A 25492-nucleotide genomic window follows, 5' to 3' on the forward strand; every position below is an offset into this window, starting at 1 on the left:
CTGTTAGTATAGTACGGGCGTCTCTACGCGCAACCCAATGTTTCTATTAATCTTAATGAGATATTATTTCAAAAAATAAATGAAACGTTAAATACGGTTTTTTTATAAAAAAAAGATAATGTCAGGGTGAATGAATAAACATAAACTGACAAATTTACCTTTCAGCCCTGTTTATTAAAAATAGCCGCCGATTAACAGCAGGTTAATGTGACCCGGCTCACTGTTTTGCGGTCGCTGAATTTCTCAGCTTTTTTAGCGGCAATCTTCAGTGCGAACAGCAGATTAGTACGTTTTTCCCCGCGCTGGCCCGCCCCGCTGGGCGCCGAAGGCAGCAGCTGTTATGTTACGTGTTTGTAAATTTTAAGCGGCCGGCATTTTTTTGCTCACCGGCCTCACGGAGCCATCATGCAATCTGGCACACCCGCCACCTCTTCCACCTCGCCAGTGCCGAAAACCTGGTGGATAGCCCTGCTGGTGGCCGTCACCTTCTTTATGGAAAACCTGGATGCCACGGTGATCGCCACCGCCCTGCCGCAGATGGCGCGCGATTTCTCGGTCAGCGCGGTGGATATGAACGTCGGCATCACCGCCTTTCTGCTGGCGGTTGCAGTGTTTATCCCGCTGAGCGGCTGGCTGGCCGACCGCTTTGGCGAACGGCGCATTTTTGCCAGCGCCATCGTGCTGTTCACCCTTGCTTCACTGCTGTGCGGCCTGAGCACCTCGTTGCCGATGTTTACCTTCAGCCGCGTGCTTCAGGGGATTGGCGGTGCGCTGATGGTGCCGGTAGGCAGGTTGCTGGTGCTGCGGGTGACGGAAAAACAGGATCTGGTGCGCATGATTGCGCTGATCACCTGGCCCGGTCTTATCGCCCCGGTATTAGGCCCGCCGCTCGGCGGACTGATCGTTACCGTCGGCCACTGGCCGTGGATTTTCTGGCTGAATATCCCGCTGGGCATCGCGGCGCTGATCTGCACCTTCTGGCTGATCCCGAAAGGCGAACGCGGCCAGCCGCGCCCCTTCGACCTGCCGGGCTTCCTGCTGACCGCTATCGCCTGCGCGGCGCTGATTACCGGGCTGGAGTGGCTGGGCCAGAGCCGCCTGGTCGCGGGCGCGGCACTGCTGCTGCTGGGCAGCCTGAGCGCCCGGCTGGCCTGGCAACACGCGCGCCGGGCGGCGGCACCGATGCTGCCGATCGATTCACTCGGCATCAGCTCGTTTCGCAGCACCCTGCAGGGCGGCTCGCTGTTTCGTGCCGCCATCAACGCCATTCCTTTCCTGCTGCCGCTGATGTTCCAGGTCAGTTTTGGCCTGTCGGCAATGGAGGCGGGAGTGCTGGTACTGTGGGTGTTCGCCGGAAATCTGACGATGAAGCCGTTCACCACGGCAGTGATGCGCCGCTGGGGTTTCCGCCAGGTACTGCTGGTCAACGGCCTTATCAGCACGGCGGCGATTGCCGTCTGTGCCTTTATCACCCCGGCGCTGCCCTACCCGCTGCTGGCGCTGGTGCTGTTTATCGGCGGGCTTTCGCGCTCGATGCAGTTCACCTGTTATAACTCGCTGGGATTTGCCGACGTGCCGCGCCCGCAGATGAGCGCCGCCTCCACGCTGTTCAGCATGTTCTTCCAGTTCAGCATGAGTGCCGGGATCGCCTTTGCCGCGCTGGCGCTGCGCGCCTCGATGTCTTTACAGGCGCACCCCCAGCCGCTGCCGGTGGATTTCTCCTGGGCGTTTCTGGCCGTCAGCCTGCTGTCGATGCTGGCGTTACTGGACAATCTGCGACTGAAGGCCGGAACCGGCGAGCACGTATTGCAGCGGCAGCCTTAACGCTGCGGGAAAATCTTTGTCATGTGATTTACTTATCACTGCCGGGAAAATAAACTATTGCTCCTTCGTATTTTAACGAAATCCATTTAACGCTTACCGTGAAAACCCTCAGGCCGAGGGTTTTAAAAGAAAGGATCCTGTATGACGCTCCACCTCTGGCTGGCCTATACCGGTGTGATTGCTGCACTGATTGCCATTCCCGGCCCGTCTGCCTTAATCAGCATGACGCACGGCCTGCGCTTCGGCCGCAAACACGCGCTGGCGACGGTGGTCGGCGGCGTGCTGGCGGCGATGGTATTGATGACCGCCTCCGCGCTGGGTCTGGGTGCCATTCTTGCCGCCTCCACTACCGCCTTTACCATTCTGAAAGTGGTCGGTGCCGCCTATCTGGTCTGGCTGGGTATTTCGGCATGGCGCGATAACAGCCACGAAACGCCGGTGGCCACCCCGGAAATGGAAGACGCACCGAGTGCGCTGCGCCTGTTCCGTAAAGGCTTTATGGTCGGCATCAGCAACCCGAAAGATCTGCTGTTCTTCGCTGCGCTGTTCCCGAACTTTATTGACGCCAGCCAGCCGCACGCGCTGCAGTTTGCCACCCTGGCCATCACCTGGGCCGCGCTGGATTTCAGCATTATGTTCAGCTACGCCTGCGCCGGCCGTCGCCTGTCCGGGCTGTTCTCTAATCCGAAGCGGCTGCGGATGCTTAACCGTTCAACCGGCAGTCTGTTTGTCTTTGCCGGTGGCGCACTGGCCATCTCCGCGAAGTAACCTTCAGGGCCGCCTCACCGCGGCCCTGCTGTTTTACAGCATCAGCATCAGTTTCTACAGCACATCACGCCTTCCCGGTATTGAAACGACTTTGCTCGCGGGCAAACTCACGCATAACCCGAATATGCTTATTCGCCTGCGGACCGGCGGAATAAACAAAATGGTCAGGAATAAGAATCAAACGCTGCGGATTCTATATTTTCGCCTGCTCACCAAACTCTTTTTTAAATACGCTGGCAACGCCCGGCATACAGGGATCGTGTGACATTAATATATCCACCTTCGCCCAGACTATTTCACCAGGCGTGACGCTTTCGCGCCCGCTGGCACGGGCGAGTATTTTCTGACTGATTGTCTGACCCATTTTAATTTTCTCTCTACGCTATTATTTTTCCGATGGATCACAATTACTTGTAATTACCCTATCTCTTTTCGGTGCGCCAGAAACGTGAAATATGCTAGTATCCTTTATTGTTTCTCCTTAAAAACAATCCAGGAAAATAATGAGTGATTTTGAAAACCTGCACGGGATGATTATTTTTGCCAAAGTGGTGGAAACGCTGAGCTACACCGAGGCGGCGAAAGTGCTCGGGCTGGCAAAATCCTCGGTCAGTAAGGAGATCTCAGCGCTGGAAGTGCGTCTCGGGGCCAAACTGCTGACCCGCACCACCCGGCGTATTCAGGTGACCGAAGTCGGCATGACTTACTATCACTACTGCTATCGTATCCTGCACGAGGTGAAAAGCGCCGACCTGTTTATCCGTCAGTTCCACGAAGAACCTACCGGCAGCCTGCGCGTGGTTGCACCGGTGACGTTTGGCTGCCAGTGCATTGTGCCGGTACTCAACCGCTTTGTGGCCAGCAATATCCACGTCAGCGTCGATCTCGACCTCACCGACCGCCCGGTCAGCCTTGAGGACGATAACTTCGATCTGGCGGTGGTGATTAAGCGCGAGCTTCCCGGCCACCGCAACTATCGCCCGTTGATGGATATTACCTGGGGAATTTACGCCGCGCCGGATTACCTGAAACAGCATGCCGACATCACCAGCCCGGACGATCTGACCCGCCATGACTTTATTCTGTTTCGCGGTCCGGCCCACACCATTTCGCTGCCGTTCCGAAAAGAAAAACAGAAAAAAGATATTGAAGTCCGCAGTCGTTTCCGCGCCAATAACAGTATTGCGCTGGTGAACTCCGCAATAGCCCAGACCGGCATCGCTTATCTGCCGAGCTATATTGCGCAGGAAGCCGTTGATGAGGGTAAATTAGTTCAGGTGCTGCCGGACTGGGAAATGGATATTTATAAATCCTACGTACTCATGAAAACGGACAGCTATATTTCCCCGCGCGTCAGGCTATTCGTCGAGGCGCTACAAAAGGCGCTGGGTGATAATTAACATTTCGGATTCAGACCGGTAGATGGCAGTAATTAACGCTCCGGGTTAACTCCCGGTTATGAACAATAAAAAGCGCCCGCATTCGCGGGCGCTTTTTATTTCGCGTTATTCGCGCCTGAAGATAGCAGCATATGCCGTCGTCTCAGGTGCAGAAGCGATAATCAGTAGTAGTTACCGTGACGGTAATCCCAGGTGGTGAAGATGTCGGACAGCATTGACATAATCTTATCCACGTCCAGGCCTTTACGGATCAGTACCGGGCAAGGCGTGATGTTACGCTCGCCTTTCTGCTCAGGCACCAGCTTACCGTTTTCATCGACCATTGCGACCATCACGCCCTGCTCGTAACGGGTCTTTTCAGATTCGTTAGGCTGGATTGATTTCACATAGTCGTTTGCCGCGATGATCAGGTCAGCGTGCTGCTCAATACGGTCACCGATGCCTTCTACCAGGCCACGGTTGCCTTTGCCTGACGGGTTAGCCGAGCTGGCGAAGGAGAACTTGCCGTGGTTTTCCCACAGTTCTTTCGCCAGATTTTCGCCCGGGACACCGAACTTGATCACGAAGCAGCTGGTCTGGCGGCGGTCCATCATCAGGTCTTTAGAACCGTCTTCCGGAATGCGCGCTACGGCTTCTTCTTTCCACGGCAGGATGCAGCCCAGCAGAACGTCTTTGTCCCAGTGCTGCTGATACAGTTCTTCGATTTCCGGGTTCAGCTGAGCCAGCTCTTTCAGCTGCTCCAGCGAGCCGCACAGCACCACGCCCGGCTTGTTACGGTTACGCTGCTTGGCGTCGAACTTGCGCTCCAGGCCCTTAGCGTCAGAGGTCATGATGATGTAGCCCACTTTGGTAGGGCAAACGATCATGCCGCCTTCAGCAGACAGGATTTCAACGGCTTCCGGCTGTAAGCCACCATTCCAGTTAACGACTTTATTGCTCATCATGACACCTTCGGATTCGGTTTAAATTAGGAGGGTAATCACCCGTTGAAACCATCCTGCCACAATCAGTTTTTCCTGCAACAATAAACGCGATCATGGTCATATTGTTTCCATACAGAAACAATCGTTGCGATATGGAAAGGGTGAAAGCGACGATTTGGCGAAAAGAATATTCCATCAAAAAAGCTGGCGGTGATATTTCCCCGATTAACCTGTTAATAAAGATAAGGTTTATTCATTTCATTTTCCCAGCATCATTATTGAGCTGGCTCGCAGTTTATTAAATAAACCGCCCTCCGCGCCGTTGATGCATTTACAGCCATTAAGCTTAACGGGTCAGGTGAATCACTCACCGGGGGAAAATCATGGACACATATCACGCCCCAAGTCGCTCACACGTTTATCGCAAAAACATGCGCTATCTGCTGCCGCTGCTGGTGGTCTGCTATCTGTTTGCGTTTATCGACCGAACCATAGTCGGCTTTGCCTGGCTGGAAATGGAGGCCGATGTGGGCCTGAGCGCCGCCGCGTTTGGCCTGGGCGCAGGGCTGTTTTTTATCTCTTATGCCTTCTGCGAAGTACCCAGCAATTTGCTGATGCTTAAATTCGGGCCGAAGATCTGGTTCTCCCGCATTCTGGTCACCTGGGGGATCATTACCATTCTGATGGCTTTCGTGCAGGGTCCGTGGTCGTTTTACGCGCTGCGTTTTTTACTCGGCGTGGCAGAAGCCGGGTTCTATCCGGGCATTATCTATTTCATCACCAAATGGTTCCCCCCGTCGCGCTGCGGACAGGTGATCGGCATTTTCTTCCTCGCCAATCCGCTAGCGCTGGTGATCGGCAGCCCGCTCTCCGGCCTGATTATGCAGATGGACGGCCTGTATCAGCTGGCGGGCTGGCAGTGGCTGTTTATTCTGATGGGCCTGCCGCCGGTGCTGCTGTCGCTGATCGTCCTGCGTTCGCTGCCGAATACGCCGCAGCAGGCGCACTGGCTTAACGACCAGGAGTGCAGCCAGATCGCCAGCGATATTCAGCAGGAGCAACAGCAAAACGGCGTCACCGACGCGCCCGGTCAGCAGCATCATCCGCTCAGCGTGATGAAGGATCGCCGGATTATGATGCTGATTGCCTTCCTGATGTGCTATCCGATTGTTGGCTACGGCCTGATGCTGTGGTTGCCCAGCATCATCAATAAATTCAGCACTTCGGTGATGATGACCGGCCTGCTCTCTGCCCTGCCGTGGCTGGCCGCGGCCGTGGCCGTGATCGTGGTGCCGCGATCCGCAGCCAGGCACAATACGCCATTTCTGCATATCGGGGTGACGCTGGCACTCAGCGTGGCCGGGCTGATCCTCAGTGTGATATTTAACGATCCGCTATGGCGCATGCTGGCACTGTGCCTCGCCGCCTTTGGCATTTTCGCCGGGCAGCCGATTTTCTGGAGCTTCCCGGCAAGACTGCTGAAAGGCACCGATGCGGCGGTCGGCATCGCGTGGATTAACGCCTTCGGCATTGTCGGCGGCTTTATCGGGCCGTACGGATTTGGCGTGGTGGCCCAGCTGACCGGCAGCAATGAAAACGGGCTGGTGTGGTTTATCGGCTGGGGGATTTACGGCCTGCTGATGCTTTACCCGCTGCGGCGGATGATGCGCCGCCAGCGCGGAATGGGTGGGGAAGCGGCAGCGGTTCCACATCATCGGTAACCTCAAATGCCGCTGGCCAGCACGTCATTTATCAGGTGCAGCCCGGCGGCAGAAGCCAGGCCGGTTGAGCAAACGGCAGCGTCGTCGCCCATTAAATCCTGGACAGGCCAGGCTTAACCGTTAAACCCCAGCTCGGCGGAGATAGCCCTGGCGGTGGCCACCACCGGTGCCATTAGCTTTTTCACGCCGACCTGCTGCAGCTTGGCGGTCGGTAATGACACGGAAACGGCAAACGGCACCCGCTGCTGGATATCAAACACCGGTGCCGCCAGGCAGGATACGCCCAGCTCGTTCTCTTCCCTGTCCATCGCGGTTTGCTGCTCGCGAATCACCTTCAGCTCGTCCAGCATTTCCGGCAGCGTGGTGATGGTGTTTTTCGTCAGCTGCTGAATCACATCCTGATGCGATTCCCAATAGTGCGCCGGATAATCCTCGCTGCCCCAGGCCATAAAGATTTTGCCCATCGCCGAGCAGTACAGCGGCATATGCTGGCCGATGTAAGCCCGGGTCCGCAGCATCCCGGTGGTCGGCTCCAGCTTGTAAATCAGGATCACGTGATCGTCTTCCCGGCTGGAGAAGTTCACCGTTTCACCCACTTCCAGATTGAGTTTCTCCAGATGCGGAGCCGCCACGTGAATGATGTTCAGCGACGACAGGGCCTTCTGCCCCACCGAGATAAACTTGGTGGTCAGCCGGTAGCTGCCGGGCGACGGTGCCTGGGTGACATAGCCGCTGCTGTGCAGCCCCTGCAGCAGACGGTGTACGGTACTCTTATTCATCCCGGACAGTTCTGACAGGTTCGCCAGCGGACAGCCGTTCGGGTAATTACTCAATATTTCAATCAGCTGCAGGCCACGAAACAGGCTCTGAGTACCCGCTGGCTGATCCTTTTTATCGTCCTTTGCGGTTTCCGCCTTTACGCTCATTCACGGTTCCTCTTAGTTTCCCGCACGCCCTCACGGGGCTTTGTTTGATGGTAACTCATGCCTCTCCGGCTGTGAATATGGAACGACGTTTCAACACTGATATTGCCCCATCATAGACGCTTAAACCGGCAAAAGCGAAGTGAGCGATTCATCACAGATCTATAACATTAAAAATAAGCTATTGATTTAGATAAATAAAAAAAACTTCCACACCTTTGCTTTCCGCCCGCAGTAAGAATACTATTTTTGAAACTTGATTTCGCATGTTGGAACAAGCGGTGTTTTTATTATGCTGTCGCCGCCGTTGATACTTGTCTGTTGTTGCAGGAGACTGTTATGCAGAATACACCCGGGGCAGCGGTTCTGACGCTGAGCCATATCACTAAACGCTTTGGCGGCAACATTGCCGTCAATGACGTCAGCCTGGACGTTCATCCCGGTGAAGTCCTGGCGCTGCTGGGCGAAAACGGTGCCGGCAAATCCACGCTGATCAAAGTCCTCGCCGGGGTTTACCCGCGCGACGGCGGCGATATCCGCTTTCACGACGACACCATTACCTCCGCCGCAGCGCTGAAAACCACCCAGCGCCAGCCCATCGCCTTTATTCATCAGGATCTCGGCCTGATCGAGTGGATGACGGTGGCCGAAAATATGGCGCTGGTGATGGGCTTTACCCGTCGGCTGGGGCTGATTGACTGGCGGGCGGTGCGCGAACGTTCCCGCCAGGCGCTGGAAGAGGTCGGTATCGCCCTCGACCCGGACTCACGCGTGTTCGAACTGTCGCGCACCGAAAAATCCCTGCTGGCCATCGCCCGCGCGGTGGCGGTCAACGCCGAAGTGCTGGTGCTGGATGAACCCACCGCTTCCCTGCCCGCCAACGACGTGCGCCACCTGTTCAGCGTTATCGAACGCCTGAAAAGCAAAAAAGTGGGGATGATTTACGTCACCCACCGCCTGGACGAAGTGATTGAAATTGCCGACCGCGTCTGTGTAATGCGCGACGGCAGGCACGTGGCGGGCGGCTTCACCCGGGACTACAGCCTGCGTAACCTGGTGGAAATGATCGTTGGCGAAGCGGTGGAGGGCAACCAGCGCGAGCCGCTGCCGGAAAAAGCCGATCCGGTCCTGACCTTCGACAGGGTCTGCATTGATGAGGTTGGCCCGGTGTCCTTCAGCCTGCAGCCCGGCGAAATGCTGGCGCTGGCCGGGCTGCGTGGTGCCGGGCAGGAAGAGATTGGCCGCCTGCTGTTCGGCCTGCGCCAGCGCACCGGCGGCAGCATCACCTTCCGCAAACAGCACTATCAGGCCAGCTCACCGCAGCAGGCAATGGCGGCGGGCGTCTCGCTGGTGGCCGGAGATCGTACCGGCGAAAGTCTGGTGATGTCGATGAGCGTGCGTGAAAACCTGTTTATCAATCCCTGCGCCAGCGGCCATCGCCTGCTTTCCCACTACGGACGCCGTGCCGAGCTGGGAGCCAGCTGGTGGAAAATGCAGCTGTTCGACGTGCGGCCAAAGGACGTCAGCCTCGATATCAGCGCCCTCTCCGGCGGCAACCAGCAAAAAGTGGTGATGGCGCGCTGGATGCACCTCAATGCGCCGCTGCTGATCCTGGAAGATCCCACCGCGGGCGTCGACGTGGGCGCGCGTGAAGAGATCTACCACCTGCTGAATAAAGCGCTGGCAGAAGGCGTGGCGGTGCTGGTGATCTCCAGCGACTTCGAAGAGATCGCCCACATCTGCAACCGGGCGCTGGTCTTCAACCGCGGGCAGATCGTCGGCGAGTTGAAAAACGATCGCGTCAGCTTTGCCAACCTACTTGAGCTGGCCTCCGCCAGCAGCGAACCCACCGTCGCCACCGTGTGAAATTTAACGCCACCCCGCAGGCGGTGGCAGGAGAAGATCTATGTCTAAAACGTCCGTCAAATCGACCGCGCTGGAGCAGCGGGTCAGTCTCAGCCAGCACGGCGCAGGCCCGTGGTCGATGCAAATCGTCACCCGCTACGGCCTGCTGCTGCTGTGCGTGCTGCTGGTGGTGCTGTTCTCCGCGCTGTCGCCGTCGTTCGCCAGCATGCTGACCCTGCAGGCGATCCTCTCCAGCAAGGCCAAGATCGCCCTGCTGGCGCTGGCGGCGACGATCCCGATGATCGTCGGAAAAATCGATCTTAACGTCGGTTTCGGTATCGTCCTCTGGCACATCCTCGCTATCACCCTGCAGGTGCAGTACGGCTTTTCCTGGCAGATGGCGGTACTGGCGGTGCTGGCCATCTCCGCGCTGTACGGCCTGCTGAACGGCATTCTGGTGGCGCTGGCGGATATCGACAGCTTCGTCGCCACGCTGGGTTCCGGCACCGTGCTGTACGCCATCGCGCTGTGGCACTCAGGCGGCCGTCAGATCGTCGGCGACCTGCCCGACGCCTTCACCGCCCTGCACTACACCGAAATCTTTGGCATCCCGATTGGCGCGTTCTACGTGCTGGCGGTGGCTATCGTGCTGTGGCTGATCACCGAACATACCCCGCTTGGCCGCTGCATGTACGCGGTGGGTGGCAACCCGGCGGCGGCGCGGCTGAACGGCATTGCGGTGAATAAATTCACCATCGGCGCGTTTATCGCCTCCAGCGTACTGACCGGCTTCAGCGGCGTGCTGATCGCCGCCGAACAGGGCGTCGGCCAGGCCAGCGTGGGGATGGACTATCTGCTGCCCGCCCTGGTTGGCGCGTTCCTCGGCAGCACCACCATTCGTCCGGGACGGGTCAACGTCTGGGGCACGGTGGTCGGGATTGCCATTCTGGCGATCGGTATCGCCGGTATCCAGCAGTTTGGCGGTGAGTTCTGGGTTGAACCGCTGTTCAACGGGGCCACCCTGCTGCTCTCCATTAGTCTTGCCGGCTACGCCCAGCGCCGCCGGATGTTAAACCAGAAAGCCGTCGTTCGCAGCCAGAGCGCCCCGGCCACGCCTCCTGACAATAACCAAAACGCCACTACAGGAAGTCAGCTATGAAAATTCACGTTCTTGCCTTAACCCTCAGTACCCTGCTGGCCGCCGCCCTGCCGGCACACGCCGACAGCTATCTCGACCAGGCCACGGCGGCAGTCACCAAAGCCACCGCCAGCGTGACCGAATGGGACGGCCCGACCACCGGCCCTAAGCTACAGGCGAATAAAAAGGTGATTTTCATCGCCTCCGATATGAAAAACGGCGGCGTGCAGGGCGTCCAGCAGGGGCTGAGCGAAGCCGCGAAGGCGGCGGGCTGGAAGCTCGACACCCTGGACGGCGGCGGCTCGGTGAAAGATCAGCTCTCCGCGCTGAATCAGGCGATTGCCCAGCGCCCGGACGGCATCGTAATCGGCGGCTGGAACCCGAACGTGGCCAAGGTGCTGCTGAAGAAGGCCGCGCAGCAAAAAATCGTGCTGATGGCCTGGCACGCGGTGCCGCAGCCGGGTCCGATCCCACAGTACGGCGTCGCCACCAACATAACCTCTGATTCCACCGAGGTGGCGCGTCTGACCGCGCAGTATGCGGTGGTGCATTCCGGCGGCAAGGCCAGCGTGCTGATCTTTACCGATTCGCTGTATCAAATCGCGCTGGATAAAGCCAACACCATGAAGCAGGAAATCGAGAAGTGCAGCGGCTGTAAAGTCGTGGAGTTTATCGATACGCCGCTGGCCGATACCGCCAACCGCATGCCGTCGATGACCTTCAGCCTGCTGCAAAAATACGGCGATAAGTTCCAGTACGCGCTGGCGATTAACGATCTCTACTTCGACTTTATGGCCCCGGCGCTGAAAACCGCCGGCAAAGGCGGCAGCAACGCGCCGTTTAACGTCTCCGCCGGTGACGGCTCCGTTTCCGCCTTCCAGCGCATTCGCAGCGGCGACAGCCAGATCGGCACCGTCGCCGAGCCGCTGAAGCTGCACGGCTGGCAGCTGCTGGACGAATTTAACCGCGCCTTTGCCGGGCAGCCGCCGTCAGGCTACGTCACCCCGGCGCACCTGATCACCAAAGAAAATATCGGCAGCGACGGCGGTCCGCAGAACCATTACGATCCGCAGAACGACTATCAGGGCCACTACAAAACCATCTGGGGCGTGAAGTAACGGAGGCACTATGGCAATCACCGACGATCTGGTTATTGAGACGCTCTGCTCCCCGGCGATCTGGGCGGAAGGCCCGGTATGGCTACCGCAGCAGGATGCGGTAGTGTTCAGCGACGTCAAGGGCAACCGCATGTTTCGCTGGCAGCGCAACGGCGAGCTGGAGGTGTGGCGCTCCCCGTCTCACTTCGCCAACGGCAATGCGCGGGATGCAGAGGGACGGGTGATCAGCTGCGAGCACGGTCGGCGCGGCATCAGCCGTACCGAGCACGACGGCAGCGTCACCCTGCTGGTGGAGAAGGTGGACGGCAGGCGCTTTAACTCGCCTAACGACGTGGTCGTGCGCTCGGACGGCACCATCTGGTTTACCGATCCGCCTTACGGCATCACCAGCGATGACGAAGGCTATCACGCCCACAGTCAGGTGATCGGCTGCTATCTCTACTGCTTCGATCCGGCCAGCGGCAAGCTGACCATCGCCGCCAGCGATCTGCAGCGCCCCAACGGGCTGGCCTTCTCGCCGGATGAAAGCCTGATGTACGTAGCGGATATGTCGGTGATTGATTTCCCCACCCTGGGACGCCGCGAGCTGCGGGTATACCAGGTTGAGGGAGATCGGCTGAGCAACGGCAGATGGTTCACCGAAGTGGCACCGGGGATCCCGGACGGCTTCTGCGTTGACCGCCAGGGCAACGTCTGGTGCAGCTGCGCCGACGGGGTGATTGCCTTCGACAGCAGCGGTAACCGCATCGGCAAAATCCCGCTGCCGGAATGCGTCTCTAACTGCACCTTCGGCGGGCCGGAGGGTGACGAGCTGTATATCACCGCCACCCGTTCGCTGTACCGGGTGCGCATCAGACTCTAGTCGTGAACGGCGGCGCTGAGCGGATCGCTGCCCATACCGGCCGTACCGCCCGGCGCCGTCAGCTTCCCGCAGCCGGTGCGAAGGAAACTTCGCTGCCGGCTTTCTCATGCCCGTTTTTGACCGGGTGTGGCGGCGATCACAGAAGCCAGTAATAATTTTATCCCACTGTTTTTTAACGCTAAATTCACCCCCCGTTTTTTTGACTTCAATCGGATAACCTCATAGGATTTATTTGGAACGAGATTCCACATATTGAAATACACACCAGCGGGAGTAACAGAAGCATGAGAATCAGCTACCAGCAGTTAAAGCAGGAGTTCCTGCGGGTTTTACTGGCGCGCGGCGTGGCGGCGGAGAAGGCCGAAGCCTGTGCCACCCTGTTTGCCGACACCAGTGAAAGCGGCGTTTACTCCCACGGCGTGAACCGCTTTCCCCGCTTTATTCAGCAGCTGGACGCCGGGCATATCGTGCCGACGGCAACCCCGGAAAAAATCCTCTCGCTGGGCGCGATTGAACAGTGGGACGCACATCGCGCTATCGGCAACCTGACCGCCACCGACATGATGGACCGCGCGATGGAACTGGCCGACAGCCACGGTATCGGCCTGGTGGCGCTGCGTAACGCTAACCACTGGATGCGCGGCGGCAGCTACGGCTGGCAGGCGGCGGAGAAAGGCTATGTCGGCATCTGCTGGACCAACTCGATTGCGGTGATGCCGCCGTGGGGCGCGAAAAACTGCGCGATCGGCACCAACCCGCTGATCGTCGCCGTACCGGGCGAACCGATCACCATGGTAGATATGTCGATGTCGATGTTCTCCTACGGCATGCTGGAAATTAACCGCCTGGCGGGCAAAACCCTGCCGGTGGACGGCGGCTTTGATAACGACGGCAACTACACCCGCGACCCGGCCACGATTGAAGAAAACCGCCGCATCCTGCCGATGGGCTACTGGAAAGGCTCCGCGCTTTCCATCGTGCTGGATATGCTGGCCACCCTGCTCTCTAACGGTTCATCCGTCACTGAGGTAACCCAGGACAACGGCGACGAATTTGGTATCTCGCAGGTGTTTATTGCCATTGACGTCGATCGCCTGATCGATGGCCCAACCCGCGACGCCAAGCTGGCACGCATTATTGAGTCCATCAGCGGTGCCGAGCGCGCTAACGATGAACAGGCCATCCGCCTGCCGGGCCATAAATTCCCCGGCATCCGCGCTGAAAACCAGCAGCAGGGTATTCCGGTCGACGAACGCGTCTGGGCACGTATTCAGGCGCTGTAACAGGAGTAAACCGATGATTTTTGGACATATCAATAATACCGAAGCGCATCACTACCCTGTCGCCGTTGCCCAGGCCGTGGACTATCTGGCGCGCCACGATCTGCGCGCGATGGCCGCCGGGCGCTACCAGCACGACCAGACCGGCTGGGTGGTGCAGGTGCTGGATTTACAGACCGGCCCGCGCGACGAAAGCTTCCCGGAAGCGCACCGTCACTTTGTGGACGTGCAGTTTCTGGTGGACGGTGAGGAGCTGATCGGCGTGGCAACCGAAAAAGCCGAGCTGGCGATCCACCAGCCGTACAACGCCGAGCGCGACATTATTTTCTATCGCGATGCGCCGAATGAAACCCTGCTGCTGATGAAGCCCGGCAACTTCGCCGTGTTCTTCCCGCAGGATCTGCATCGTCCAAACCTGATGATCGACGGCCCACAGGCGATCCGTAAAGTCGTGGTCAAGATCCCTCTTACCGAGTTCGTTACTTCCGGGAGAACGCTATGAGCCTGACCTCAAGTTCTGTGGCATCCCGCGCGTCGATTCCGACCACGCGCTGGCTGCGGATCATTCCCCCGATCCTGATCACCTGCATTATCTCCTATATGGATCGCGTGAATATCGCCTTCGCCATGCCGGGCGGCATGGATGACGAGCTGGGCATCAGCGCCTCCATGGCCGGTCTGGCGGGTGGGATCTTCTTTATCGGCTATCTGTTCCTGCAGGTTCCCGGCGGCAAGCTGGCGGTCTACGGCAACGGTAAACGCTTTATCGGCTGGTCGCTGCTGGCCTGGGCGGTGATCTCTGTTCTCACCGGTATGGCCACCAATCAGTATCAGCTGCTGGGGCTGCGCTTCCTGCTCGGCGTGTCCGAAGGGGGCATGCTGCCGGTGGTGCTGACGATGATCGGCAACTGGTTCCCGGATTCCGAACGCGGCCGCGCCAACGCGATCGTGATCATGTTCGTACCGATCGCCGGGATCCTCACCGCCCCGCTTTCCGGCTGGATCATTACCAGCTGGGACTGGCGCATGCTGTTCTTCGTGGAAGGCGGCCTGTCGCTGGTGGTGATGGCGCTGTGGTGCTTCACCATCAGCAACCGTCCGCAGGAGGCGAAGTGGATCTCCGAGGCCGAAAAAAATTACCTGATCAAAACCCTGCACGATGAGCAGCTGGTCATTAAGGGCAAAAATACCCGCAAAGCCTCGCTGCGCCAGGTAATGCGTGAGCCGGTGATGTGGCGACTGATTATGGTCAACTTCTTCTATCAGACGGGGATCTACGGCTATACGCTGTGGCTGCCGACCATTCTGAAAGGGCTGACCAACGGCAATATCGAACAGGTAGGCTGGCTGGCCATCCTGCCGTACGTCGGCGCAATCTTCGGCATGTTTATCTTCTCATCGCTGTCCGATGCCACCGGACGCCGCAAGCTGTTTGTTGCGCTGCCGCTGGCCGGATTTGCCATCTGCATGGCGCTGTCGGTGCTGCTGAAGGCGCATATCTGGTGGTCCTACGCCGCGCTGGTCGGCTGTGGAGTGTTTATCCAGTCGGCGGCCGGGGTGTTCTGGAGTATTCCTCCGCGCCTGTTTAACGCCGAAGTGGCGGGCGGCGCGCGCGGCGTCATCAACGCGCTGGGCAACCTCGGCGGCTTCTGCGGTCCGTACATGGTCGGCGTGCTGATTGCCGAATACAGCAAAGACGCCGGTGTTTACAGCCTGGCGATCTCGCTGGCGATTGCCTCGGTGCTGGCGCTGACGCTGCCTGCCCGCTGCGATGCACCGCAGAAGGGGGCCGCATGAGCTACTGGTTAGGACTGGACTGCGGCGGCACCTTTATTAAGGCCGGGCTGTATGACGCAGCCGGTCGCGAACAGGCGGTGGCCCGGCAGAACCTACCGGTGCTGGTGCCGGAACCGGGCCGTGCAGAACGCGATATGAATCAGCTTTGGCAGGTGGCCGCCACGGTGATCCGTCAGGTGCTGGAAAACGGCGGGATCGATGCCGCAGACGTGCGCGGCATGGGGATCTCCGCTCAGGGTAAAGGCCTGTTCCTGCTCGATAAGCAGGGCCAGCCGCTGGGCAACGGCATTCTCTCCTCCGACCGCCGCGCGCTGGAGTTGGTTCAGCGGTGGCAGCGTGAGGGCGTACCGCAGGCGCTCTATCCGGTGACCCGCCAGACGCTGTGGACCGGGCATCCGGTTTCTCTGCTGCGCTGGGTTAAGGAGCACGAGCCGGAACGCTATGCGGCGATCGGCAGCGTGATGATGGCGCACGACTATCTGCGTTTCTGCCTGACCGGTGAACGAGCCTGCGAAGAAACCAATATCTCCGAATCCAACTTGTATGACATGCAGCAGGGCGACTGGTCGCCCGCGCTGGCGGAGCAGCTGGATATCGCCGAAATCCTGCCCGCCCTGCCGCCGATCGTCGGTTCCAGCGCCGTGGCGGGCCACATTACGGCCGCCGCCGCCGCGCAGTGCGGGCTGGTGGAAGGCACGCCAGTGGTGGGCGGACTGTTCGATGTCGTTTCCACCGCGCTGTGCGCCGGACTGTACGACGACACGCGGCTGAATGCGGTGATGGGCACCTGGTCAGTGACCAGCGGCATTACCGACCGCCTGAGCGACGAGGTGGATTACCCGTTCGTATATGGCCGCTATGCCATTGACGGCCAGTACATCGTTCACGAAGCCAGCCCGACTTCCGCTGCCAATCTGGAATGGTTCTGCCAGCAGTGGGGCATCGACGACTACGCGCAGCTGAATCAGTGGGTGGCGGAGCTGCCTCCGGCGGCCAGCTCGCTGCTGTTCGTGCCGTTCCTCTACGGCAATAACGCCGGGGCCAACCTGCACGCCAGCTTCTACGGATTACAGGCCGGCCACCAGCGCGGCCATCTGGTGCAGGCGATCTATGAAGGCGTGGTGTTCTCGCATCTGACCCACCTGAACCGCATTCTCAAACGCTTCCCCAACGTCAGCGCCCTGCGCCTGACCGGCGGCCCCACGCGTTCGGCCGAGTGGATGCAGATGTTTGCCGATATCAGCGGCCTGCCGGTGGAAATCCCGCAGATTGAAGAGAGCGGCTGCCTGGGCGCGGCGCTGGTGGCGATGACCGGAACCGGCGCGCAGCCGTCGCTACAGCAGGCGCAGCGCGCGCTGGATCCGGCGATCGTCAGCTACCGGCCGGACGCCGGACGCCACGCGCTTTACCAGAAAAAATACGCCCGCTATCAAAAACTTATTACGGCGCTGATTGCCGCCAACCAGGAGTAACTTATGAGCCGTTCCTCTGTTCCTCAGCTGCAGCTGGCGCTGGATCATACCCGGCTGGACGCCGCCCTTGATGCCGCCGATCGTCTGCACGAGCACGTCGATATCGTGGAAGCCGGCACCATTCTCTGCTTCAGTGCGGGCGTGGACGCGGTGCGCCAGCTGCGCCAGCGCCTGCCGGAGAAAACCCTGGTGGCCGATTTTAAAGTTGCCGATGCCGGATCGACGCTGGCCGAACTGGCGTTTGAGGCCGGGGCTAACTGGATGACGGTGATCTGCGCCGCGCCGCTGGCCACCTTTGCCAGCGCCCATGACGTTGCGCAGCGCTATCAGGGCGAGATCCAGATTGAGCTGTTCGGCAACTGGACGATGGATGACGCCCGCAGCTGGCGCGCCCTCGGCCTGAAGCAGGCGATCTACCACCGTGGCCGCGATGCGCAGGCCCAGGGGCAGCGCTGGAGCCAGCAGGATCTCAACGCGATGAAAGCGCTTTCCGACCTTGGCTTCGGGCTGTCGGTCACCGGCGGGATCACCCCGCAGGAGCTGCCGCAGTTCAAAGAGATCGACGTGCGCGCCTTTATCGTTGGCCGCGCGCTGACGGAAAGCGCCAACGGCCTGGCCACCGCCGCCGAGTTCCATCAGGCGATCGACAGCATCTGGGGGAAATAACATGCGTCAGCACCCGTTAGGTATTTATGAAAAAGCCCTGCCCGCGCATCTGAGCTGGCCGGAACGTCTGGCGCTGGCCAAGGCCTGCGGCTTTGACTTTGTTGAGATGTCGGTGGACGAAACCGATGCCCGCCTGGCGCGCCTGGACTGGACCAAAGCCCAGCGCCTGTCGCTGGTGGACGCGATGATTGAAACCGGGGTCAATATCCCGTCGATGTGCCTTTCAGGGCATCGCCGCTTCCCGTTTGGCAGCCGCGATCCGGCCATTCGCCAGCAGGCGTACGATCTGATGGATCGCGCCATCCAGCTGGCCAAAGACACCGGCATTCGCACCATCCAGCTGGCGGGCTACGACGTTTATTACGAATCGCACGATGACGGGACCGTCACCCGCTTCGCCGAAGGGCTGGCCTGGGCGGTGGAACGTGCGGCGGCGGCGCAGGTGATGCTGGCGGTGGAAATCATGGACACCGAGTTTATGAACTCCATCAGCAAGTGGAAGCACTGGGATCGCCAGCTGGCCTCGCCGTGGTTCACCGTCTACCCGGACGTCGGCAACCTCAGCGCCTGGGGCAATGACGTCAGCGCCGAGCTGGCGCTGGGCATCGATCGCATCGCCGCCATTCACCTGAAGGATACCCTGCCGGTCACCAACGATTCGCCGGGCCAGTTCCGCGACGTGCCGTTTGGCGAAGGCTGCGTCGATTTTGTCAGCGTGTTCCGCACGCTGAAGCAGATTAACTATCGCGGCGCGTTCCTGATTGAAATGTGGACCGAAAAAGCCGAAGAGCCGGTGGCCGAGATCGTGCAGGCGCGGCGCTGGATTGAACAAAAAATGCAGGAAGGAGGATTATTGTGAGCTTAACGACTCTGAAAGAACAGGTGTTTGAGGCCAACCTCGCCCTGCCGCGCCACAATCTGGTGACCTTTACCTGGGGCAACGTCAGCGCAATCGACCGCGCCAGCGGCCGGGTGGCGATCAAGCCTTCCGGCGTGGATTACGACGTGATGACGGTGGACGATATCGTGGTGGTGGATCTGGAGAGCGGCCGCGTGGTGGAAGGCAGCAAGAAGCCCTCTTCCGATACGGCAACGCATCTGGCGCTGTATCGCGCCTTTGAAACCATCGGCGGCATCGTGCACACCCACTCGCGCCACGCCACTATCTGGGCGCAGTCCGGTCTGGATCTGCCCGCCTGGGGCACCACTCACGCCGACTATTTCTACGGCAAGATCCCCTGCACGCGGCTGATGACGGCGCAGGAGATTGCAGAGGATTACGAGCACAACACCGGCGAAGTGATTATCGAGACGTTCCGCTCGCGCGACATCAGCCCGGCGGCCATTCCGGCGGTGCTGGTGAACGCCCACGGTCCGTTTGCCTGGGGCAGCGATGCGGATAACGCGGTGCATAATGCGGTAGTGCTGGAGGAAGTGGCCTATATGGGGATTTTCTCGCGGCAGCTGACGCCGGGGATTAGTGATATGCAGCAGGTGCTGCTGGATAAGCACTATTTACGGAAGCACGGGGCGAATGCGTATTACGGGCAGTGAGTGACGACGGCTTGTCGTTTCGCTTTAGCGATCGTGCCCCGGTGGACGTTACGGGGTGGGGTATGTTGAAGCATCATTGTTGCTTCAGGTTCTGTGCCCGGGCGACCGTCAGGGGGCAGAACGCCGGGTCGCCGTAAACCCGGTCCCTGGGGGCTTGGCTGCGGCATCCTTGCCGCAGACACCCGGCTTATCTGCCCCCTGACGTTCTCCTTTCTGAATACCGTATCGCTTTGAGTTTGCCCCGTTACGTTCACCTCTCCGAGATCGTATCGCTTTGATTTCGCCCGCTACATGCACCGTTCGGACCATCGGTTCAGTTCGGTTCTACACCTCTTCGTCTACAATTCGAGCTGGCACTTAGCATTGAAATACGATCCAAAAAAACATCTTCAGTAATACGCCCGGGCTAATGCGGCCATCCTGTTTACTCGCAGCAAAACCGCTGCCGATGGGCAATCGGTGACGGGCGGGTTCGCGGACCGTTGAGCGCAGGGATGCGCGAACCGAGGCCACACAGACGTGTTCACGGCGCGTCCGCGAACCTGACCGACACCGATACGCCAGACACGACATCAATCGCGACTAAACCCAGCGATAAGCAGCAGCCCAAGCGAATCACCGCATTTCGTTTACTCGCAGCAAAACCGCTGCCGGTGGGCAATCGGTGACGGGCGGGTTCGCGGACCGTTGAGCGCAGGGATGCGCGAACCGAGCCCACACGGACGTGTTCACGGCGCGTCCGCGAACCTGACCGACACCGATAAGCCATACACGGATTCGATCGCAACTAAACTCAGCCATAAACACCAATCACCCTGACCCGATATTTAACGCAACAAAATTTAACTATAAGCGTTTTTTATGCTTAATTTTCTTCATAGCGGATGCAATTCAAAATTTAAATTTTGCTGCTAACTATTAGCATGAAAAGTTATTGTCCTCTGCTATCAAGGTCTGAAAAGAAAAATGAGTGAAGCCTGCGCGCCGGGAATACCTTCCCCGCAAAATAACCCTATAAAATATAATAAATTATCCGATCGCCTCGACGCCCTACCGGCCACCGCAGGGCTGTGGCGCTTTATAGCCTTACTCTCGCTGGGTGGTTTCTTTGAACTCTATGATTTATTCCAGACGGGATACATTAGTTCAGGTTTAATCAGCGAAAACATATTTCATCTGGGTGAGCTCGGCGTATTTGGCATATCTGACCAGGCCGCGTTTGCCTCCGCCACCTTCCTCGGCCTGTTCCTCGGCGCCAGCCTGCTGGCACCCCATGCCGACCGCTTTGGCCGACGCATGACCTTTATGTTCGCGCTGGCCTGGTACGGCTGCTTCTCCATGCTGATGGCGTTCCAGAGCCAGGCGGAGTGGATCATCTTCTGCCGCTTTCTGGTGGGGATTGGCCTGGGTATTGAGCTGGTGACCATCGATACCTACCTCAGCGAATGCGTCCCGTCGCGGCTGCGCAGTAAAGCCTTCGCGTTTGCCTTCTTTGTGCAGTTCCTCTCGGTGCCCGCCGTGGCGCTGATGTCCTGGTGGCTGGTGCCGCAGACTATTTTGGGCCTGACCGGCTGGCGCTGGGTGGTGATCGCGGGTGCGGTGTGCTCGATGGTTATCTGGCTGGTGCGCAAAAATCTGCCGGAATCGCCGCGCTGGCTGGCGCAGCAGGGTCGGCATCAGGAAGCCCATCAGGTGGTCAGCGGCCTGGAAATCCGCTGCGGCGTGCCGGTAACCGCACCGGGCGTTGCCGACATCGATACGGGAGTCACGCAGAAACCGCAGGGGCGCTTTCGTGATATCTGGCGGCCGGAGTATCGCCAGCGCACGCTGATGCTGGTGGTGATGAATATTTTCCAGGCGATAGGCTTCTTCGGCTTCGGCAACTGGCTGCCCGCGCTACTGTCGGGCAAAGGGGCCAGCATCACCCACAGCCTGCTGTATGCCTTTTTCATCACCCTCGCCTACCCGCTGGGCTCGCTGATCTGCAGCCGCTACGCGGATAAGATCGAGAATAAATGGCAGATCGTTCTGTCGTCGCTGATGACGGTGATTTTCGGCACGCTGTTTGCCCTGCAGACCAACCCACTGCTGCTGATTATCTGCGGCTTCTGCATCACCTACTCCAACGCCTGGCTGACCTTCAGCTATCACGCCTATCAGACCGAGGTGTTCCCTACGTTTATCCGCGCTCGCGCCGTCGGGTTCTGCTACTCGTTCAGCCGCCTTTCAACGGTGTTCAGCAGCATTATTATCGGGATGATTTTGCAGGTGGCGGGAACGCAGGGGGTGGTGGCCTTTATCGTCGTCAGCATGCTGATTGTCATGCTGACTATCGGTATCTTCGGGCCGAAGACGCGCGGCATCAATCTGGATGATATCTGATGCAACACAGGGGCGACACGGCGTCGCCCCTGACGTTTATCCACTCAGAACTCTTTTAAACGCGCTTCGGAGGGCTGCGGGCGACCAAAATAGTAGCCCTGGAACAGCGTACAGCCCTCTTCTTTCAGTCGTTCAAACTGCTCGTTGCTCTCCACCCCTTCGGCGGTGATCTGAATATCCAGACTGCGGCTCATGCCGGTAATCGCCCGGATAATCGCCAGCGCCTCGCGGCTGTCTTTCATATCGTTGATAAACGACTTGTCGATCTTGATCTTGTCGAACGGGAACGAGCGCAGGTAGCTCAGCGATGAGTAGCCGGTGCCGAAATCATCCAGCGCAATACGCACGCCAATGGCCTTCAGCTTCTGCAGGATATCGATATTCGCAGAGGTATTGTCCAGCAGCACCGACTCGGTGATCTCCACCTCGAGGCGATTCGGCGCCAGGCCGGACTCCTTCAGCGCCGCTTCCACCACCGACACCAGCGCGCTGTTTTTAAACTGTATCGGCGACAGGTTCACCGCCACGCTCTGCGTTCCCTGCCAGCTGGCCGCTTCACGGCAGGCCTCATGCAGCGCATAGGCCCCCAGGCTGTGGATCAGCCCGGTCTCCTCGGCAATCGGAATAAAGTCCATCGGCATAATCATGCCTTTTTCCGGGTGATGCCAGCGCATCAGCGCCTCATAGCCGATGATCTGCTGATGCTGATTATTGGTAATCGGCTGATAGTACAGCTTCAGCTGGCGGCAGCTAATCGCCTCGCGCAAATCGTTTTCGATCATCCGCCGCTTAGCCGCCAGTTCGCCCATCTGCTCGGTGAAGTATTCAAAGCGGTTACGGCCGTTACGTTTAGCTTCATACAGCGCCATATCGGCACAGCGCAGCAGGTGCTCCGGCGTGCTGATGCCGCGTTCGGCAATGGCGATGCCGATGCTCAGGCCGACGGAGAGATTGTGTCCGTCAACGTTGAACGGCGGACGAATGGTATCGATCAGGCGGCTGGCAACAATTTCCGCCTCATCCGCCTGCCGCAGTCCCGGCAGTACAATAGAGAACTCATCGCCGCCGGTACGCGCCAGCGTGTCCTGCTCGCGCAGCACGCTGCGCAGACGCACCGCCACCGTTCGCAGCAGATCGTCGCCCATCTGGTGGCCCAGCGCATCGTTAACGTTTTTAAAGTTATCGAGATCCAGGCACAGCGTGGCGGTAATTTTGCGCTCTTCGCGGTCGCCGCGCAGCGCATCGTTTAGCCGCTGGCTGAACAGCACGCGATTCGGCAGGCTGGTCAGATTATCGTGATGCGCCATATGGTGAATACGCGCGTCGGCGGCGCGCTGATCGGTGACGTCGTCGGCAATTAGCAGCACGTAATTGTGGGTCGCATCGTTACCGCGAATAATCGAGGCGGTGGCATTAATAATCCGATCGCGTCCCCGGCTGTCAAGCAGGCGCTCGCTGCGGTGCATACCTCCCTTCCGCTGTGCGGTGTCGGAAAGCTGCATAAAGTATTCGCCCATTTCCAGCGTCATACACTGCGAAAGCTTCTTGCCGATAAAGTCTTCCTGCACGCCGCCGAGCAGCTGCTGAGCCTTATTGTTGATCAGCAGGATTTCACGAGTGACCACATCTTCCACAATCACACTGGACGGAATATTGGTCACGATGGTGTCCAGGAAGGTCGACAGCGCGGCCATTTTTTCGCTGTGCCGCTCCGCCAGCTCGCGGGCTTCACGCATTTGCTCTTCATACTCGCGCAGCTCGGTGCAGTCGCGGGTGATCTTGGCGAAGCCCAGCAGTTCACCGCTGTCGGTACGAATAGCATCAATGACCACGTGTGCCCAAAAGGCAGTGCCGTCTTTGCGATAGCGCCAGCCTTTGCTTTCGTAACGGCCGGTGTCGCGGGCGATGCCCAGTCCGTACTGCGGTAAACCGTTTTGCTGATCCTGGTCGCTGTAAAAACAGCTGAAATTTTTGCCGATGATCTCGTCCGGCATATACCCTTTGGCCCGCTGGGCGCCCGTATTCCAGTTCGCGACGGTGCCGTCCGGTTTCAGCATATAAATGGCGTAGTCAACCACGCTCTGAACCAGAAGCCGATACATTACATCTGAGTTTTCATTCATTATTATTTTCACCCGGTTGCTAACCGTTATTTCCCATCAATGGAAAGTGACTGTTGGCATGCAATCAATACGCCATCGGATGGCGTACACGCTGATCCTGCCCACATCCTGTGGGAACACAACTCCTGTCGTGCCTGCGACGAACAGTCTCCCTGGGAGGGGCAAAAAACGCTGTGTGCTCAGGCCCGTTCGCCTGTCGCTCCGTCGGCGCTCATTATCTGCTTTGTTGAATAAACATTCAAAATGCAAATCGCGTTTTTTCGTTAATCTGACTTCATTTGTTAGTAAATAGTGGGCTTCAGGCAGGGAAAATAGAGTAGCCAGGCATAAAATCAGCATAAACGATAAATTTTCGCCCTGAGAATCGACCTGGAAATTAATGGAAACACTGTTAGTGAGATTCCTCACAATCAATCACGGTATAACCGTTACAAATTCACGGTGGAGTTTCTATGTTCAAATCCTTTTTCCCCCGGCCTCTGCTGTTCTTCAGCAGCGCGGCGCTGTGGAGCCTGATGGCTGTTCTGTTCTGGTTCGGCTTTGCCGGTAGCCACCTCGCGCACCTGATGCAGTTTTCTCCCGTGGCCCTTGGCCCTTTGCCGAATAACGCGCTGTGCTTTATTGCGCCCTCCGAACTGGGTTTCTACAGCTACTACCTGCTGGCGGCGCTGCTGTTTGCCGGGTTCTGGGCGCTGTTCAGTCCGCATCCGTGGCAGCGCTGGTCGGTGCTCGGCAGCGCGCTAATTATTTTTGTCACCTGGTTTTCCGTGCAGGTGGGCGTGGCGATCAACCGTTGGTATGAGCCCTTTTACGACCTGATACAGCGGGCGATGGCGCATCCGAATACGATAAAGATCGACACGCTTTACGGCCAGGTGGGTGGCTTCCTCAGCATTGCGCTGATTGCCGTGGTGATTGACGTGCTGAACCTGTTCTTTATCAGCCACTACGTTTTCCGCTGGCGTTCAGCGATGAACCACTACTATATGTCGCACTGGTCGCGCCTGCGCGGTATTGAAGGCGCGGCGCAGCGCGTGCAGGAAGACACCATGCGCTTTGCCTCCACGCTTGAAGATATGGGGGTGAGCTTTATCAACGCGGTAATGACGCTGATCGCCTTCCTGCCGGTGCTGGTGACCCTGTCGGTACATGTCAAAACCGTACCGATCATCGGCGATGTACCTTACGCGCTGGTGATCGCCGCCGTCGCATGGTCCATTCTCGGCACCGGGCTGCTGGCGGTGGTCGGCATCAAGCTGCCGGGGCTGTCTTTCCGCAATCAGCGGGTGGAAGCCGCCTATCGTAAAGAGCTGGTGTACGGCGAGGACGATCCGCAGCGCGCTCAGCCGCCGACGGTTAAATCGCTGTTTCACAACGTGCGGGTCAATTATTTCCGCCTCTACTTTCACTATCTCTACTTTAATATCGTACGCATTTTCTATATCCAGCTGGACGCGGTGTTCAGTATTTTTGTGTTGTTCCCGTCGATTATCAGCGGGGCGATCACGCTCGGGCTGCTGACGCAGATCACCAACGTGTTCGATCAGGTGCGCGGCTCGTTCCAGTATCTGATCAACTCGTGGACCACGCTGGTTGAACTGCTGTCGATCTACAAGCGTCTGCGCAGCTTTGAACATACGCTGGACGCGATGCCGGAGGCGGAAAACAGCGCAATCTGATGGCGCGCCCAAGTACC

The 25492-nt window shown here is 58.6% G+C and carries 21 protein-coding genes; 17 read left to right on the forward strand and 4 right to left on the reverse strand.

Annotated elements, in window-relative coordinates; translation table 11 throughout:
- Positions 1–405 precede the first annotated feature (405 nt).
- On the forward strand, positions 406–1824 hold the full coding sequence (locus tag EC836_RS07825; RefSeq protein WP_123331767.1) for an MFS transporter: 1419 nt from the start codon (positions 406–408) through the stop codon (positions 1822–1824).
- 141 nt (positions 1825–1965) lie between these two features.
- A complete protein-coding gene (locus EC836_RS07830) occupies positions 1966–2592 on the forward strand; it encodes a LysE family translocator (RefSeq protein ID WP_123331769.1) in 627 nt (208 codons plus the stop codon).
- A 193-nt stretch (positions 2593–2785) separates the two neighbouring features.
- Here the strand turns inward: EC836_RS07830 and EC836_RS24935 are convergent, their stop codons facing one another.
- Positions 2786–2956 carry a hypothetical protein gene (locus EC836_RS24935; protein ID WP_233599166.1) on the reverse strand — a complete coding sequence of 57 codons (171 nt, stop codon included), beginning with the start codon at positions 2954–2956 and terminating at the stop codon, positions 2786–2788.
- Positions 2957–3095: 139 nt separating this feature from the next.
- On the opposite strand from EC836_RS24935, the gene EC836_RS07840 reads away from it, so the two are divergent.
- A complete protein-coding gene (locus tag EC836_RS07840; RefSeq protein WP_123331771.1) occupies positions 3096–3992 on the forward strand; it encodes a LysR family transcriptional regulator in 897 nt (298 codons plus the stop codon).
- 161 nt (positions 3993–4153) lie between these two features.
- Here EC836_RS07840 and EC836_RS07845 read toward each other — a convergent pair whose 3' ends face one another.
- Positions 4154–4933, reverse strand: a complete 780-nt coding sequence (locus EC836_RS07845) for an L-threonylcarbamoyladenylate synthase (RefSeq protein WP_123331773.1) — start codon at positions 4931–4933, stop codon at positions 4154–4156.
- A gap of 365 nt (positions 4934–5298) precedes the next feature.
- Between EC836_RS07845 and EC836_RS07850 the strand changes: the two genes are divergently transcribed.
- A complete protein-coding gene (locus EC836_RS07850; RefSeq protein WP_123331775.1) occupies positions 5299–6636 on the forward strand; it encodes an MFS transporter in 1338 nt (445 codons plus the stop codon).
- A gap of 113 nt (positions 6637–6749) precedes the next feature.
- Here the strand turns inward: EC836_RS07850 and EC836_RS07855 are convergent, their stop codons facing one another.
- Positions 6750–7562, reverse strand: coding sequence for an IclR family transcriptional regulator (locus tag EC836_RS07855; RefSeq protein ID WP_123331777.1), 813 nt, complete (start codon positions 7560–7562; stop codon positions 6750–6752).
- Between the two features lie 336 nt (positions 7563–7898).
- Between EC836_RS07855 and EC836_RS07860 the strand changes: the two genes are divergently transcribed.
- The 12 genes from EC836_RS07860 to EC836_RS07915 all read left to right on the forward strand — a co-directional run bounded on the left by EC836_RS07860 (position 7899) and on the right by EC836_RS07915 (position 21673).
- Positions 7899–9425 (forward strand): sugar ABC transporter ATP-binding protein, encoded by a 1527-nt coding sequence (locus tag EC836_RS07860; protein ID WP_123331779.1) that lies wholly within the window; start codon positions 7899–7901, stop codon positions 9423–9425.
- 40 nt (positions 9426–9465) lie between these two features.
- Positions 9466–10563 (forward strand): ABC transporter permease, encoded by a 1098-nt coding sequence (locus EC836_RS07865; protein WP_123331781.1) that lies wholly within the window; start codon positions 9466–9468, stop codon positions 10561–10563.
- A complete protein-coding gene (locus tag EC836_RS07870) occupies positions 10560–11660 on the forward strand; it encodes a substrate-binding domain-containing protein (RefSeq protein WP_123331783.1) in 1101 nt (366 codons plus the stop codon). Before EC836_RS07865 ends, EC836_RS07870 begins: the two co-directional genes overlap by 4 nt.
- A gap of 10 nt (positions 11661–11670) precedes the next feature.
- A complete protein-coding gene (locus EC836_RS07875; RefSeq protein ID WP_123331785.1) occupies positions 11671–12522 on the forward strand; it encodes an SMP-30/gluconolactonase/LRE family protein in 852 nt (283 codons plus the stop codon).
- A gap of 284 nt (positions 12523–12806) precedes the next feature.
- On the forward strand, positions 12807–13805 hold the full coding sequence (yiaK, locus tag EC836_RS07880; protein ID WP_123331787.1) for a 3-dehydro-L-gulonate 2-dehydrogenase: 999 nt from the start codon (positions 12807–12809) through the stop codon (positions 13803–13805).
- A gap of 13 nt (positions 13806–13818) precedes the next feature.
- Positions 13819–14304: a YhcH/YjgK/YiaL family protein gene (locus EC836_RS07885; protein WP_123331789.1), complete on the forward strand. Its 486-nt coding sequence runs from the start codon at positions 13819–13821 to the stop codon at positions 14302–14304.
- Positions 14301–15599 carry an MFS transporter gene (locus EC836_RS07890; RefSeq protein ID WP_123331791.1) on the forward strand — a complete coding sequence of 433 codons (1299 nt, stop codon included), beginning with the start codon at positions 14301–14303 and terminating at the stop codon, positions 15597–15599. Before EC836_RS07885 ends, EC836_RS07890 begins: the two co-directional genes overlap by 4 nt.
- Positions 15596–17071, forward strand: a complete 1476-nt coding sequence (locus tag EC836_RS07895; protein WP_123331793.1) for an FGGY-family carbohydrate kinase — start codon at positions 15596–15598, stop codon at positions 17069–17071. The genes EC836_RS07890 and EC836_RS07895 overlap by 4 nt, the downstream gene beginning before the upstream one ends.
- 3 nt (positions 17072–17074) lie before the next feature.
- Entirely contained in the window at positions 17075–17737 is a 663-nt protein-coding gene (ulaD, locus tag EC836_RS07900) for a 3-keto-L-gulonate-6-phosphate decarboxylase UlaD (RefSeq protein WP_123331795.1), read from the forward strand.
- 1 nt (position 17738) lies between these two features.
- Positions 17739–18596, forward strand: a complete 858-nt coding sequence (locus EC836_RS07905; RefSeq protein WP_123331798.1) for an L-ribulose-5-phosphate 3-epimerase — start codon at positions 17739–17741, stop codon at positions 18594–18596.
- A complete protein-coding gene (gene araD, locus EC836_RS07910; RefSeq protein WP_370347050.1) occupies positions 18593–19291 on the forward strand; it encodes an L-ribulose-5-phosphate 4-epimerase in 699 nt (232 codons plus the stop codon). The genes EC836_RS07905 and araD overlap by 4 nt, the downstream gene beginning before the upstream one ends.
- Before the next feature lie 966 nt (positions 19292–20257).
- The gene (locus tag EC836_RS07915) at positions 20258–21673 is read left to right on the forward strand and encodes an MFS transporter (protein WP_123331802.1); all 1416 of its coding nucleotides are present in this window, start codon (positions 20258–20260) and stop codon (positions 21671–21673) included.
- A gap of 44 nt (positions 21674–21717) precedes the next feature.
- Here EC836_RS07915 and EC836_RS07920 read toward each other — a convergent pair whose 3' ends face one another.
- Positions 21718–23796, reverse strand: coding sequence for an EAL domain-containing protein (locus EC836_RS07920; RefSeq protein ID WP_123331804.1), 2079 nt, complete (start codon positions 23794–23796; stop codon positions 21718–21720).
- A 452-nt stretch (positions 23797–24248) separates the two neighbouring features.
- Between EC836_RS07920 and sbmA the strand changes: the two genes are divergently transcribed.
- On the forward strand, positions 24249–25475 hold the full coding sequence (sbmA, locus tag EC836_RS07925; RefSeq protein ID WP_123331806.1) for a peptide antibiotic transporter SbmA: 1227 nt from the start codon (positions 24249–24251) through the stop codon (positions 25473–25475).
- The last annotated feature ends 17 nt before the right edge of the window (positions 25476–25492 follow it).

This window comes from Erwinia sp. JUb26 (assembly GCF_003751505.1).
GTDB lineage: Bacteria > Pseudomonadota > Gammaproteobacteria > Enterobacterales > Enterobacteriaceae > Erwinia.

What these genes read in the sequence shown, in the direction of transcription:
- EC836_RS07865 (WP_123331781.1), top strand. Translation starts at nt 9,466, where the DNA reads ATGTCTAAAACGTCCGTCAAATCGACCGCGCTGGAGCAGCGGGTCAGT.
- EC836_RS07870 (WP_123331783.1), top strand. Translation starts at nt 10,560, where the DNA reads ATGAAAATTCACGTTCTTGCCTTAACCCTCAGTACCCTGCTGGCCGCC.
- EC836_RS07825 (WP_123331767.1), top strand. Translation starts at nt 406, where the DNA reads ATGCAATCTGGCACACCCGCCACCTCTTCCACCTCGCCAGTGCCGAAA.
- EC836_RS07875 (WP_123331785.1), top strand. Translation starts at nt 11,671, where the DNA reads ATGGCAATCACCGACGATCTGGTTATTGAGACGCTCTGCTCCCCGGCG.
- EC836_RS07885 (WP_123331789.1), top strand. Translation starts at nt 13,819, where the DNA reads ATGATTTTTGGACATATCAATAATACCGAAGCGCATCACTACCCTGTC.
- EC836_RS07905 (WP_123331798.1), top strand. Translation starts at nt 17,739, where the DNA reads ATGCGTCAGCACCCGTTAGGTATTTATGAAAAAGCCCTGCCCGCGCAT.
- sbmA (WP_123331806.1), top strand. Translation starts at nt 24,249, where the DNA reads ATGTTCAAATCCTTTTTCCCCCGGCCTCTGCTGTTCTTCAGCAGCGCG.
- EC836_RS07830 (WP_123331769.1), top strand. Translation starts at nt 1,966, where the DNA reads ATGACGCTCCACCTCTGGCTGGCCTATACCGGTGTGATTGCTGCACTG.
- EC836_RS07890 (WP_123331791.1), top strand. Translation starts at nt 14,301, where the DNA reads ATGAGCCTGACCTCAAGTTCTGTGGCATCCCGCGCGTCGATTCCGACC.
- ulaD (WP_123331795.1), top strand. Translation starts at nt 17,075, where the DNA reads ATGAGCCGTTCCTCTGTTCCTCAGCTGCAGCTGGCGCTGGATCATACC.
- EC836_RS24935 (WP_233599166.1), bottom strand. Translation starts at nt 2,956, where the DNA reads ATGGGTCAGACAATCAGTCAGAAAATACTCGCCCGTGCCAGCGGGCGC.
- EC836_RS07855 (WP_123331777.1), bottom strand. Translation starts at nt 7,562, where the DNA reads ATGAGCGTAAAGGCGGAAACCGCAAAGGACGATAAAAAGGATCAGCCA.
- EC836_RS07840 (WP_123331771.1), top strand. Translation starts at nt 3,096, where the DNA reads ATGAGTGATTTTGAAAACCTGCACGGGATGATTATTTTTGCCAAAGTG.
- EC836_RS07860 (WP_123331779.1), top strand. Translation starts at nt 7,899, where the DNA reads ATGCAGAATACACCCGGGGCAGCGGTTCTGACGCTGAGCCATATCACT.
- yiaK (WP_123331787.1), top strand. Translation starts at nt 12,807, where the DNA reads ATGAGAATCAGCTACCAGCAGTTAAAGCAGGAGTTCCTGCGGGTTTTA.
- EC836_RS07920 (WP_123331804.1), bottom strand. Translation starts at nt 23,796, where the DNA reads ATGAATGAAAACTCAGATGTAATGTATCGGCTTCTGGTTCAGAGCGTG.
- EC836_RS07895 (WP_123331793.1), top strand. Translation starts at nt 15,596, where the DNA reads ATGAGCTACTGGTTAGGACTGGACTGCGGCGGCACCTTTATTAAGGCC.
- EC836_RS07850 (WP_123331775.1), top strand. Translation starts at nt 5,299, where the DNA reads ATGGACACATATCACGCCCCAAGTCGCTCACACGTTTATCGCAAAAAC.
- EC836_RS07845 (WP_123331773.1), bottom strand. Translation starts at nt 4,933, where the DNA reads ATGAGCAATAAAGTCGTTAACTGGAATGGTGGCTTACAGCCGGAAGCC.
- EC836_RS07915 (WP_123331802.1), top strand. Translation starts at nt 20,258, where the DNA reads ATGAGTGAAGCCTGCGCGCCGGGAATACCTTCCCCGCAAAATAACCCT.